Below are 12,725 nucleotides of genomic sequence, written 5' to 3'. Positions count from 1 at the left end.
TAAAAAAAAGCCTGAACGTGAGTTCAGGCTCTTTCTTTAAATATGGCGGTGAGGAAGGGATAACATGAGGCCCGTCGGGCCTCACCCTGACGGGCGGCAGTTTGCCGTACAAAACCGTTCGCTGACGGAACGGTTTTGTCGAACCCGGTCAAGGGTTCTCACCCTTCCTCGTGGGGAACATGCATAAAAAAAAGCCTGAACGTGAGTTCAGGCTCTTTCTTTAAATATGGCGGTGAGGAAGGGATTCGAACCCTTGATACGTTGCCGTATACACACTTTCCAGGCGTGCTCCTTCAGCCACTCGGACACCTCACCATATTGTTACGCAAGCTTGCTGCGTGGCCGGTAATGTAGGGAAAAGTCGTGCGCGGGTCAACACCCTTTCTGCACTTTTCCGCTCGTTTACTCATTTTTGCAGCAGGCTGCTGCTAAATTCGGCAAAAGGACCGTTTACTAAAGTAAAACGCAACGGTATCAGCGCAATTGGCCGAACAATGTGCATAATGATTCGCTTTATCAGGCTAAAAAATCACGAGGCCACAGTGACTATCCAGACTAAAAACGGTGGAGCGACAGGGCAGGAAGGTACGCGCGCGCTTTTCTTTATCCAGATTTTCGCCACCCTTGGCTTTGCCGTGCTCTATTCCACCCTGGTGCTTTATGCCACCAAACGACTCGGCTTCAGCGAGGCGCAGGCCAACGCCATGATGGGCGTGTTCGGCGCTTTCAACTACGGGCTGCATCTGTTTGGCGGCTACCTCGGCGGACGCTACCTCAGCAACCGTAACCTGTTTGTGCTGGGCATGGTGTTGCAGGTCATTGGTTGTTGGATCCTCTCCGGGCAAAGCGCGGACGGGCTGTACTGGGGGCTGGCGATGTTTCTGACCGGCAGCGGCCTGAACGTAACCTGTATCAATATGATGCTGACCCAGCGTTTTACGCCGGAAGACAGCCGTCGCGAAAGCGCCTTCCTGTGGAACTATGCCGGGATGAACCTGGGCTTCTTTATCGGCTTCACCGGCGCGGGCTATTTCCAGCTACAGGAGCATTACCAGGCGCTGTTCCTGTTCGCCACGCTGGGCAACGCCGTCGCCATCGTTATTTCTCTGCTGCGCTGGAAAACGCTGGCGGATATCGATACGCCGCTGCTGCACGTCAACAAATCGCAGCTGCGGCTGCGGATGCTGGCGGGCCTGCTGATCCTGGTGGTGCTGGTGCCGATTATCCGCCTGATGCTGACCCATGCTGATTTTACCGGCACTTTTGTCCTGATCCTTGGCGCGGTTGTTTTCCTGTTGCTTGCCGCCACTACGCTGCGACATCGCCCACGGGAAGAACAGCGCCGAATGGCCGCCTACTTGATCCTGGCATTGGGCGCGCTGGTGTTCTGGACGCTTTACCAGCTGGCGCCGATGGGGCTGATGCTGTTTACCGAACACAATATTATGCTGAACGTTTGGGGCATCCGGGTTGCGCCGCAGTGGGTGCAAAACATCAATACGCTGGTGATTGTTTTCGGCGGGCCGCTGTTGGCAATGGGCTTTCGTAACATGCGCGAGCGTGGCTGGCGCATCGATATTCCTTTGCAGTTCGCTTCTTCGCTGTTCTGTATCGGGCTGGGGATGCTGGTCTTACCCGTGGGTATTATGCTGGCCGGCGGCGACGGCATGGTGGCGTTCAAATGGATCGCGATCAGCTACATTCTGCAAAGCCTGGCCGAGCTGCTGATTTCGCCGGTTGGCTACGCGATGATCGGCAGACTGGCGCCGCTACGTTATCAGGGCGTGATGATGGGCTGCTGGATGATGGTAACAGGCGTCGCGTCGGTGCTGGCCGGTCACGTTTCCGGCATGATGCCGGAGAACAGCGGCAGTTCGCCTGCGCTGACCAACCCTGGCTACAGCCATATCTTTATGCTGCTGGGCTGCGGCAGCGTCGCCACAGGTCTGATCCTGCTGCTGTTGATGCCGCTGCTGCGCAGGCTTATCCAGACGACACGCTAGCCAGGGGGGCCATAACGGCCCCCTTATTTTTTGCTTGCCACGGGCTGCATTTTCCCTGAGCCTGAAGGAAAAACAGGAGAAGCCGCGTGGATATCATTTTTTATCATCCTTCCTTTAATGCAAAAAAATGGCAGGCCGGATTAGAGCAGCGTTTGCCGCAGGCCCGCGTGCGTGAATGGACACCGGGCGATCGGGCTCCTGCAGATTACGCGCTGGTGCGCCAGCCGCCGGTAGCGATGCTGCAGGGCCGTACGGATTTAAAAGGCGTTTTTGCGCTGGGCGCGGGCGTGGATGATATTCTCAACCAGCTGCGCGAACATCCGCAGATGCTGGCGGCTGGCGTGCCGCTGTTTCGTCTGGAGGATACCGGCATGGGTCGCCAGATGCAGGAATATGCGGTCTGGCACGTGCTGGGCTGGTTCCGCCGCTTTAACGACTATCAGCAGCAGAAAAGCCAGGCGCTGTGGCAGCCGCTGCGCAACCCTGGCCGGGACGCCTTTACCATCGGCATTCTGGGCGCGGGCGTGTTGGGGCGCAGCGTGGCGGAAAGCCTGCGCTACTGGGGTTTTCCGGTGCGCTGCTGGAGCCGCACGCCGAAAACGCTGCCGGGCGTCACCAGTTTCCACGGCGAAGCGCAGCTGAGCGAGTTTCTTTCCGGCACCCGCGTGCTGATTAACCTGTTGCCGAACACGCCGCAAACCGTCGGCATTCTGAACCGTGGTTTACTGAGTCAGCTTCAGCCGGAAGCTTATCTGATTAATCTGGCGCGCGGCGCGCATCTGGTGGAAGAAGATCTGCTGGCGGCGCTGGCGGCGGGCGAAATCAAGGCGGCGGCGCTGGACGTTTTTGCGCAGGAGCCGCTGGCGCAGGATCATCCTTTCTGGACGCATCCGGCTATCGCCATCACGCCGCATAATGCGGCTGTCACCTTGCCGGAGGAAGCTATGGACTACATTGCTGACGCCATCCGCCAGCGTGAAGCGGGTGATATGCCCGCCGGTCAGGTCGATCTGGCGCGAGGCTACTAACTCGTCCGGGCCGAGTGCCCGTCAACAAGGAGAAATTATGTACCCTGTCGATCTTCATATGCACACCGTTGCCAGCACCCATGCCTATAGCACGCTGCGTGACTACGTCCAGCAGGCGCAAACCTGCGGCGTCAAACTGCTGGCGATCACCGATCACGGCCCCGATATGGCCGATGCGCCGCACCACTGGCATTTTATCAATATGCGAGTCTGGCCGCGCGTGGTGGACGGCATTGGCATCCTGCGCGGTATTGAAGCCAATATTAAAAACCTGGCGGGCGATATCGACTGCACCGGGCCGATGATGGAGGCCATGGATATCGTGGTGGCAGGCTTTCACGAGCCGGTTTTCGCACCGCGCGACAAGGCGACCAATACCGAAGCGATGATCGCCGCCATGGCCAGCGGCAACGTGCATATCATCAGCCATCCGGGCAACCCGAAGTACCCTGTTGATATTCCTGCTATTGCCGAGGCCGCCGCAAAATATGAGGTGGCGCTGGAGCTGAACAACTCCTCTTTTACCCACTCGCGCAAGGGTAGCGAGCCTAACTGTCGTGCTATTGCAGCCGCAGTACGCGATGCCGGCGGCTGGATCGCCTGCGGCTCGGATTCCCATACTGCCTTTACGCTGGGCAATTTTGAGCATTGTCTGCGGATCATGAAGGAAGTGGATTTTCCCGAAGAACGCGTATTAAATGTCACGCCGCGCCGCCTGCTGGATTTTTTACAGCGCAGAACCGGCACGACCATTACAGAATTTGCTGACCTGTGACGTTGTCACGCTTAACGCTATGGACCCATCCCGATGAATGAATTTTCGATTATCTGCCGCATCCTTGGCTCGCTCTATAACCGCCAGCCGCAGGATCCGCTGCTGGTGCCGCTGTTTACGCTGTTGCGCGAGGGTAAGCTGCAGCAGCAGTGGCCGCTGGAGCAGGACGAGTTGCTGACGCGTTTGCAGCAGAACAGCGATCCGCAGGCGCTGGCCGCTGACTATAACGCGCTGTTTGTTGGCAGCGACTGCAAGGTGTCGCCGGAGGGTTCAAAGTGGGAAAACGGCCCGCAGGAGAGCGAAGTGCGGGCGTTTTTGCAGAGCCGTGGCATGCCGCTTGGCGAAGGCCCGGCCGATCGGTTTGGCTCGCTGCTGCTGGCCGCTTCCTGGCTGGAGGATCAGTCGCAGGAGGATGAGGTACAGGCGCAAATTACGCTGTTCGACGACTATCTGCTGCCGTGGTGCGGTCAGTTCCTGGGCAAGGTGGAAGCCTGGGCCGATACGCCGTTTTACCGTACGCTGGCCGCGCTAAGTCGCGAAGCGATTCAGGCGATGCGCGACGAGCTGGCGGAAGAAGACGAAGCGTAAAGCTGCGGACAATCCGGCTGGCCTGGTTTCTGCCGGTAGTCACTGAGTAAAGCCAGTACCGCGCCCGGCGATACTGGCTTTACTTTATCAGTTAACAGGTGCGCAAAGCGGGCCGATCGTCTTGCTGTACTTTGTCACTTAACAGGTGCGCGAAACGGCCCGGTCATCTGGCTTTACTTTATCAGTTAACAGGTGCGCGAAACGGCCCGGTCATCTGGCTTTACTTTATTAGCTAACAGGCGCGTAGCCAGCGGGTTAATCCCGCCACGCTGCGCGCGCAGAACCCAACGGCGAGGCGGAAGCAGACCAAACCAGCGGCGTGCCGGGCAACTCCACCGGCGGTTTAAGGCGCAGGCCGATCCCCCAGGCGTTTATCTCCGTTTCGACATTGTTATCATGCGGTTGTGCGCTAACCAGCCTTTTGGGCTGCATCGCCTCGGGATAAGGATTATCGGTCAGCAGGCAGGCAGTGCGGGCCAGCGACAGCCTGGCGCTGAAGCCCGTGCCGTTTTGCAGCCTGAGCCGCATACCTTCCAGTGCGGCGGCGGCCATCAGATAGCCGGTAGCATGGTCGAGCGCCTGTACCGGCAGAGGCACCGGTTTCTCGCTGTGCTGCCACTGACGGCCGGTTTCCGCTATGCCGCAGCCCATCTGCACCAGGCTGTCAAAACCGCGCCGGTTGCGCCACGGCCCCGTCCAGCCCCAGGCGTTCAGGCTGACGTCGATCAGGCCAGGAGAAAGCTTTTGTCGTGCCTCCGTATCATACCCCAGCGCGCTCAGCACATCGGCACGATAGCCGTGGATCAGAATATCCGCCTGGCCCAGCAGCTGTGCAAAAATCTGCCTGCCTGCCGCCGACTTTAAATCGAGGCGCGCGCAGCGTTTGCCCAGCGTGACTTCCTCCTCCAGCGTCGGCTCCTGCCAGCCCGGCGGATCGAGCCGCAGCACGTCGGCGCCCAGCCCGGCCAGAAAGCGCGTGGCGACCGGCCCGGCGATAATTCGGGTCAGATCCAGCACCCTGACGCCTTGCAGCGGCCGCAGCCCTGGCAGCGCCCAGCCCGGCGCGGCGGCCTGCGGCTGTACGCTTTGCGCTATCAGCGGCTCGTGCCGTACGCTTTGCCCCTGTGGGTGCTGCCGCCAGGCTTCCACGCTGCGCATCTCTGCCGCACAGCCGCCCGCGTCAATCACCGCCTGTTCAAGCGCGGTTTTGTCCCAGCGGCTGACGGCCTGCGCCAAATCGGCGCGGCTGGCGTGCGTGCCCAGCACGTTTTCCATCGCCGCCCGGTGATGCGGCGCGTTGGTGTGCAGGCGGATCCAGCCGTTTGCGGCGGCGTAGTCTCCGGCAAAGGCATCCCACAGCGAGGGCGCAGAGCGGTTTACGGGCTGAAAGCTGTGTTGAAACCAGCGGGACGCCAGGCGCATATCGACGCGCTGACGGGCGGGATTGCCGGTCAGGGCTGCGGCCGCCTGCATCGCCAGCGCCATGCTGGTGGCCGCCAGCTCGGTGACCGGAAAGGCGGAAGGGAGACGCTGCTCGCCGATAAAATGGACATCGGGCGCGTCGTCATTGCGTAATGCCTGCCAGAGCTGTTGCCAGCATTGTGCGGTTAACCGGGTCGTCATTGCTTCCTCCTTTAATTTAACCATAGCAATGAAGATCGGCGGTCGCTAGCGCAGCCGCTTCAGCTTTGGCAGGCGGGCGTGCATCCTCAGGTTGCGCAGGTTGATCACCGCAATCGCCGTGCCGGCCACCACCAGCAGCGAGCCGAAAACCTTAAAGATATTCATGCTGTCGCCCAGCACCAGCACGCCCATAATCACCGACAGCACCGGTGTCAGCAGGGAATAGGGCATAATCAGATTGACGTTATAGGTGCGCAGCAGGCCATACCACAGCGAATAGGCGACGATGGAAGAGCAGATTGCGCTGTACAAAATCGCGAACCAGCCTCGCCATGAAGCGTTAACCAGGCTGGTCAGCTGACCGCTTTCCATAAAGAAGGACGAGAGGCCCACGATGGGGATCGCCAGAAAAGAGAGCCAGCCGGTCATGGTAAGCGGCTTGATCGACGGGGATTTCTTCACGATAAGGTTGCTGACGGCCCAGCCCACCGCGCTGCAAAGCAGCAGGCACAGCACCCACCATGTTGGAATGGTCGGGCTGCCCGCCAGCACCACCACGCCGCTCAGCGAAATGGCGATGCCCAACATCTGTACCAGCGACAGTTTTTCCTGCAAAAAAATCATTGCCAGGATCATCGCGAAAGGCGTACCCAGCTGCACCACGATGGCGCCCGTGCCCGCGTCGGTATATTTCAGGCCGAGAAACAGCAGCGAGAAGTGCATAAAGCCAAAGGTAAAGGCCAGCGGCACCAGATAGCGCAGCTGTTCACGCGTAACGCGGGTAAAAGGCACCAGGATCAGCGCCACCACCACAAAGCGCATCAGCGTCAGAAACAGCGGCGGCACCTCGCCAAGCCCCCATTTTACCGCAACGTTATTGAAAGCCCAGGTGGTGACCACCAGCAAAATCAGGAAAAAATGACGTACAGCCACAACGCAATCCTTTAGTGTGTTTAATCATTAGCCTATGATGGCACGAATCGCCATGATGTTAAGCGTGAAGGCCCTTTTTTCTTGTAAGATTCCGAATCAGCCGCATAAGGAGATTGCCAGACAATGAACGCGCTTCCTTTCGCTATTATCCAGTTTGAAACGCCGCCTGCGGGCGTCATGGCGCAGGTGGGCGAGCAGCAGCACTGGTTTATCGCCGCTGCGGGTTTACAGCCGGATGCCTGGCTGATCGTGCGTCCCGATCTGGGCGAAGCGCTGCCCGATCCCGCTTTGCTGTCGGGGGCCATTCTCTCCGGCTCCTGGGCGATGGTAACCGACCATGCGGAGTGGAGCGAGCGCACGGCGGCGTGGATACGCAGCGCTATGGATCATCAGCTACCGCTGCTGGGCGTCTGCTATGGTCACCAGCTCATGGCTTATGCGCTGGGTGGCAAGGTCGGCGATAATCCGCGTGGCTGGGAAGGGGGCGTGCAGCAGATCACCCGTCACGAAGAGGGCGCTGAAGATGTATTGCTGGGCGCGCTGCCGGGGCAGTTTTCCGCGTGGCTTTCCCATCGTCAGTCGGTGCTGCGACCGCCGACCGGTGCGCGGGTGCTGGCCTCTTCCGTGATGGATCCGTGTCAGATCGTTCGCTACAGCCCACAGGCGCTCTCGGTGCAGTTCCATCCCGAGTTTACGTCGGCGATTATGGCGGCCTGTCAGCAAAACAGCTCAAGGCCCGAAGCCGCTGGCGAAGCGCTCCCCGAACCCAGCTGGCCGCTGCGGCTTTTGCAGAATTTTTGTCAGCAGCCGCGCGCGATAGCGCGCCTCGCCTGACGCAACGGGGCGGCTTTGCCGTCCTCTTTCCTCGCTTTAGCGCTTTCCTTTCGGCGCGGTCACACTTTCCGCCCGGCCCGGCTGTCAATTTCTCCTGTTCTGTTAATGTTAATTTCAAGTTGTTTAATTGTTAATTATCGCGGAGAGACGATCATGCGCTACGCATATCCGGGCAGTCAGGATTCCTTAATCGTGCTGAAATCGCACTACGGCAATTTTATCAACGGCGAGTTTGTTGCGCCGGTAAACGGTAATTACTTTACCAATACGTCACCGGTTAACGGCTCGACCATCGGCGAGTTCCCACGTTCAGATAAGGTGGATGTTGAAAACGCCATCGATGCGGCGCACGCGGCGGCGGAAGCCTGGGGCAAAACTTCCGTCCAGTCGCGTTCGCTGACGCTGCTGAAAATCGCCGATCGGCTGGAAGAGAAGCTGGAATATCTGGCCGTCAACGAAAGCTGGGACAATGGCAAACCGGTACGCGAGACGCTGGCGGCGGATCTGCCGTTGGCGGTCGATCATTTTCGCTATTTCGCGGGCTGCCTGCGCGCGCAGGAAGGCACGGCGGCGGAAATCGACGAGTTTACCGCCGCCTACCATTTTCACGAACCGCTGGGCGTGGTCGGCCAGATTATCCCGTGGAACTTTCCACTGCTGATGGCGGCCTGGAAGCTGGCACCGGCGCTTGGCGCGGGCAACTGTGTGGTGCTGAAACCGGCGGAGCAGACGCCGCTGTCAATCACGCTGTTTGTCGAGCTGATCGCCGACCTGCTGCCGAAAGGCGTGCTGAACGTAGTGCATGGCTTTGGTCGTGAAGCGGGCGAGGCGCTGGCGGGCAATCCGCGCATCGCCAAAATCGCCTTTACCGGCTCTACCGCTACCGGCGGCCATATCCTGGAGCTGGCGGCGAAAAACCTTATTCCTTCAACGGTTGAGCTGGGCGGCAAGTCACCGAACATCTTCTTTGAGGACATCATGCAGGCCGAGCCTTCTTTTATAGAGAAAGCGGCGGAAGGCGTGGTGCTGGGCTTTCTGAATCAGGGCGAGGTATGCACCTGTCCTTCGCGCGCGCTGGTGCAGGAATCCATTTATGCGCCCTTTATGGAAGCGGTATTAAAAAGAATTAAAACCATCAGGCGCGGCGATCCTATGGATACCGACACCATGATCGGCGCGCAGGCTTCGCAGCAGCAGTTTGATAAAATTCTCTCTTATCTGGACATTGCGCGGCAGGAAGGCGCAGAGGTGCTGACCGGCGGCGGCGTGGAGAAGCTGGACGACGATCTGGCCGGCGGCTATTACATTCAGCCCACGCTGCTCAAGGGCAACAACAGTATGCGCGTGTTCCAGGAGGAGATTTTCGGGCCTGTTGTAGGCATCACGACCTTTAAAGATGAGGCGGAAGCTATCGCCATTGCCAACGACTCGATCTATGGGCTGGGCGCGGGCGTCTGGACGCGCGATATCAACCGCGCTTATCGGGTTGGCAGGGCGATTAGGGCAGGGCGCGTCTGGACCAACTGCTATCATCTGTATCCGGCACACGCGGCGTTTGGCGGCTACAAAAAGTCCGGCATCGGGCGGGAAACGCATAAAATGATGCTCGATCACTATCAGCAAACCAAAAACCTGCTGGTCAGCTACAGCACCGAACCGCTGGGTTTCTTTTAACATCCTGCGCCGCGCGTCGTTAATGAACGGGCGCGGCGTCAATAAGAAGGTGACGTTGTCACGCTGCGTTAGCTGGCTTTATCGGGAGCCAGCAGCGCAGCAATTTCCTGTTCCGATACGGCCTGCGAAAAAAGGTAGCCCTGTAGCTCATTACAACCCGCCTCCGCCAGCGCCGCCATCTGGCTGTTGGTTTCCACGCCTTCTGCGGTTACGGTCAGCCCCATTGCCTGGCCCAGTCTTACCACCGATTCGATGATGGCGGTTGAGTTCTCCGTCACGCCCAGCGACTGGGTAAAGGAGCGGTCGATTTTGATTTTATCCACCGAGAAATGACTCAGGTAATTCAGGCTGGAGTAGCCCGTGCCGAAATCATCCAGCGCGATACGGAAACCCGCTTCACGCAGCGCGCGCATAATCTCCTGCGCGCCTTTCTCATCTTCAATCAGCACGCCTTCGGTAATTTCCAGCTCAATACGGGAAGGCAGCGTTTTTTCCTGCTGGACGATGGCTTTAAACCGCTCCACAAAGCCCGCTGAACGAAACTGTAAAGGGGAGACATTAATAGCCATGGAGATATCGGGCCACGCCAGCGACACGCGGCAGGCTTCACGCAGCACCCATTCGCCAATCTGGATAATCAGGCCCATTTCCTCCGCCAGCGGAATAAATTCGCCGGGCGAAATCACGCCGCGCTGCGGATGATGCCAGCGCATCAGCGCTTCCAGACCCACGACTTGCTGCCCGGAAATATCCATCAGCGGCTGATAGTAAACGGCCAGATCGCGCTTGTTTTGCAGCGCGGCGCGTAAATCAGCCGCAATCAGCTGGCGCGTTTTGACCTGTTCATCCATCGAGTTATCAAACACGCGATACTGACCGCGCCCCTGGCTTTTGGCCTCGTACAGCGCGATATCCGCTTTACGCATCATTTCCAGCCGATCGCTCGCATCCTGAGGCGCCATCGCCACGCCAATACTGACGCCTATCCAGGTTTCACTGCCCAGCAGCGTAAAAGGCCGCGCCAGCGAGGCAATGATCCGCTCGCACAGCTTCTGAATATCGCTGAACGCGGTGATCCCTTCCACGATAACCACAAATTCGTCGCCGCCAAGCCGGCCTACGGTATCGGCTTCTCTGACCTCCTGACTAAGGCGATGCCCCACGTCGATAATCAGCGCGTCTCCCGCATGGTGCCCATAGGTGTCATTAACCTGTTTAAAACGGTCGAGATCCAGCAGCAGCAGCGCGACATGTTCAGGACTGCGGTTCAGCTTGCCCAGCGCCTGCGTCAGCCGTTCCTCAACCAGCGCGCGATTAGGCAGGCCGGTCAGCACGTCGTGGAAAGCCAGATGCTGCGCCTGCGCCTCGCTGGCGCTCAGCTGAAGCAGCGACTGTGAGAGCTTGAGCGAGGACAGCCACAGGCGGCGGATCATCACTCCGCAGATCAGCGTGATAATCAGCACCATTGCCAGCCCGACCGGGCCGATAACCTGAAACATTTGCGTGCCGGGCGCGGCCGGGCGCCAGCTGATATAGCCCAGCGCGTCGCCGAGGTGATTTTTTAATAAATAGTTAGCGCCCGTTTTCATCGGCTTGCCGTCGGCGTAGTGCAGATCGTGCAGCAGGCTGCGTTGAGAGAGGGAATTGAGATAGCTGGCGTCCAGATATTTTACGCTCACCAGCCGAAAACGCCCGCTGCCGCCGTAGCCGTCGTCAATAATGCTGATGGCGAGCGCAGCGGGCCGTTTATCGATCAGGGTAAAGTCGATCGCTTCGGCGTGTCCGCCGCTGGCAAAAGGGGTTTTAAGCCGGGCCGATAGCTCATTGATCGGCTGACGCAGATGTTCGAACTGCGCCACAGGGACGTTTTTATCCCACTCCCAGCGATACACCGGCCGATCTTCCTCATCAAGAATATAGATAAGCTGGTGGCCGAACATGGTCGACAGCCAGGTGCCGACGTTCTGGTTCAGCCAGGGCGTATCCTGTAGCGCGCGATCCAGACGACGGCCAAGCGGCTGCCACAGCGCCAGGCTGCGATTCTGTTTGATCATTTCCGTCAGGCTTTGCGTCAGCGAAGTCTCGATAATCTGCTGCTGCTGGTGAGCGGCGTCGCGATTGGTTTTCGCGGTGGCCCACCAGACCGTAAACGTTGCCGCAGTAAAAATAATTAATAACACCAGCACCAAAGGTATAAGCACTTCGCGGATAAAATGGCTGCGAAAACTCTCTGATATTTTCATGTTTTTTATCAACCCACTCTCAGGACGGCAACACTCCCTCTACTTTGAGGCTAGCATAAATCCCGGCCGCGGTTGGCTGAGGTGGCAGAGGCGGAATTATGCGTCAGAAGATTGAATGTGATCTCTGTCACGTTAGTCGTGGCAGCCTGCCTCTTTGTGGCAGAAACAGCGGAAAAAGAGACGGCCGGCCGCGCGCTTTATGCGCCCCATCATGGTTGCGCCAGGCCAGCTCCTGGCAGGGATAAAACCGTTATTTTGATAAAATCACAGTAAAAACAGCAGGTTGAAAATTTCCGCATGGCGGGCAAACACCCTCGGGAACGGCAGGGAAAAGCACGGATACGGCGCTTAAACTAAAAGAGTAGTGATTTTTATTATCGCTATCCTACAACAAGCTGATTCACATTTTTATTTTCTTATTCAGGTCATTTTTATTTTATGCGGGTAAAATAGTAAAGAAGATGATATTTATTTTTATCTTTAATCGTATTGGTGTGTTTTTTTATCACGGTCGTCCAGGTTTTTTTAAACTAATTAATAAAACGAGGCATAAAAAATAACGATTGAGTTAGCATCGGTTTTTCTGTGCCTTAAAGCGCTCAGCATTCATTGGTCCGAATAGAAAATAAGCCGGTGGAATAGTGAGCTGAAAACGGGTTAACTGTCCGCGCTTATGACAGGGCAGGATCCTCATCAGGGCCGATTGGGGGAATTTTTCGCCAGAGGCTGAATTTGCGCGCGCTGCCGGTTGGCTTCAGGCTTCACTCCGCGCAGCTTTTCGCTATCCATAAGCCGCCTTTTTCTGTTGGCGGACGAGGCTGCCGCGTCGGGCAGCCGGCAAGGGCCAGAAGAAACTAAAAGCCTGTCTCAGAATCAGGGCCACCCGCTAAACCTTGTCGGCCATGATTTTCGCCATGCTCACGACATCGCTCCAGATAAAAATGGCCCGGCAGAATGTAAAAAGCGGATAATGATTGTTCAGCCTTTTTTATCTCAGACTTACTATTTTTTTAATAGCCTGTAT

At 57.9% G+C, this 12,725-nt stretch carries 9 protein-coding genes and 1 tRNA gene; 6 read left to right on the top strand and 4 right to left on the bottom strand.

What is annotated here, in order from left to right:
• Nucleotides 1-227: 227 nt before the first annotated feature.
• Nucleotides 228-315 (bottom strand) — tRNA-Ser (locus ACVWZ0_RS13655).
• A gap of 227 nt (nucleotides 316-542) precedes the next feature.
• On the opposite strand from ACVWZ0_RS13655, the gene ACVWZ0_RS13650 reads away from it, so the two are divergent.
• The 4 genes from ACVWZ0_RS13650 (at nucleotide 543) to ACVWZ0_RS13635 (ending at nucleotide 4,394) form a co-directional block, all read left to right on the top strand.
• Nucleotides 543-2,003 carry a peptide MFS transporter gene (locus ACVWZ0_RS13650; protein WP_301252253.1) on the top strand — a complete coding sequence of 487 codons (1,461 nt, stop codon included), beginning with the start codon at nucleotides 543-545 and terminating at the stop codon, nucleotides 2,001-2,003.
• Nucleotides 2,004-2,089: 86 nt separating this feature from the next.
• A complete protein-coding gene (gene ghrA / locus ACVWZ0_RS13645; RefSeq protein ID WP_253460573.1) occupies nucleotides 2,090-3,031 on the top strand; it encodes a glyoxylate/hydroxypyruvate reductase GhrA in 942 nt (313 codons plus the stop codon).
• Between the two features lie 37 nt (nucleotides 3,032-3,068).
• Nucleotides 3,069-3,806: a phosphatase gene (locus ACVWZ0_RS13640; protein ID WP_253460576.1), complete on the top strand. Its 738-nt coding sequence runs from the start codon at nucleotides 3,069-3,071 to the stop codon at nucleotides 3,804-3,806.
• A gap of 33 nt (nucleotides 3,807-3,839) precedes the next feature.
• Nucleotides 3,840-4,394 carry a TorD/DmsD family molecular chaperone gene (locus tag ACVWZ0_RS13635; protein ID WP_253460579.1) on the top strand — a complete coding sequence of 185 codons (555 nt, stop codon included), beginning with the start codon at nucleotides 3,840-3,842 and terminating at the stop codon, nucleotides 4,392-4,394.
• 255 nt (nucleotides 4,395-4,649) lie between these two features.
• Here ACVWZ0_RS13635 and ACVWZ0_RS13630 read toward each other — a convergent pair whose 3' ends face one another.
• Nucleotides 4,650-6,017, bottom strand: a complete 1,368-nt coding sequence (locus tag ACVWZ0_RS13630) for a CoA transferase (RefSeq protein WP_253460582.1) — start codon at nucleotides 6,015-6,017, stop codon at nucleotides 4,650-4,652.
• Nucleotides 6,018-6,062: 45 nt separating this feature from the next.
• On the bottom strand, nucleotides 6,063-6,950 hold the full coding sequence (locus ACVWZ0_RS13625; protein WP_253460585.1) for a DMT family transporter: 888 nt from the start codon (nucleotides 6,948-6,950) through the stop codon (nucleotides 6,063-6,065).
• A gap of 123 nt (nucleotides 6,951-7,073) precedes the next feature.
• Between ACVWZ0_RS13625 and ACVWZ0_RS13620 the strand changes: the two genes are divergently transcribed.
• The gene (locus tag ACVWZ0_RS13620) at nucleotides 7,074-7,784 is read left to right on the top strand and encodes a glutamine amidotransferase (RefSeq protein ID WP_253460587.1); all 711 of its coding nucleotides are present in this window, start codon (nucleotides 7,074-7,076) and stop codon (nucleotides 7,782-7,784) included.
• 153 nt (nucleotides 7,785-7,937) lie between these two features.
• Nucleotides 7,938-9,458, top strand: coding sequence for an acetaldehyde dehydrogenase ExaC (gene exaC, locus ACVWZ0_RS13615; RefSeq protein ID WP_253460591.1), 1,521 nt, complete (start codon nucleotides 7,938-7,940; stop codon nucleotides 9,456-9,458).
• 68 nt (nucleotides 9,459-9,526) lie between these two features.
• On the opposite strand, the gene ACVWZ0_RS13610 is transcribed toward exaC, so the two are convergent.
• Nucleotides 9,527-11,701: a putative bifunctional diguanylate cyclase/phosphodiesterase gene (locus ACVWZ0_RS13610; RefSeq protein ID WP_253460594.1), complete on the bottom strand. Its 2,175-nt coding sequence runs from the start codon at nucleotides 11,699-11,701 to the stop codon at nucleotides 9,527-9,529.
• Between the last annotated feature and the right edge of the window lie 1,024 nt (nucleotides 11,702-12,725).

The sequence above is a fragment of the Erwinia sp. TECH1 genome, assembly GCF_054057575.1.
This window is presented reverse-complemented; position numbering and strand designations above follow the sequence as displayed.

Bases quoted from the DNA above. Each gene is read 5' to 3' on its own strand.
- ACVWZ0_RS13640 (WP_253460576.1), top strand. From the start codon at position 3,069: ATGTACCCTGTCGATCTTCATATGCACACCGTTGCCAGCACCCATGCC.
- ACVWZ0_RS13635 (WP_253460579.1), top strand. From the start codon at position 3,840: ATGAATGAATTTTCGATTATCTGCCGCATCCTTGGCTCGCTCTATAAC.
- ACVWZ0_RS13630 (WP_253460582.1), bottom strand. From the start codon at position 6,017: ATGACGACCCGGTTAACCGCACAATGCTGGCAACAGCTCTGGCAGGCA.
- ACVWZ0_RS13620 (WP_253460587.1), top strand. From the start codon at position 7,074: ATGAACGCGCTTCCTTTCGCTATTATCCAGTTTGAAACGCCGCCTGCG.
- exaC (WP_253460591.1), top strand. From the start codon at position 7,938: ATGCGCTACGCATATCCGGGCAGTCAGGATTCCTTAATCGTGCTGAAA.
- ACVWZ0_RS13610 (WP_253460594.1), bottom strand. From the start codon at position 11,701: ATGAAAATATCAGAGAGTTTTCGCAGCCATTTTATCCGCGAAGTGCTT.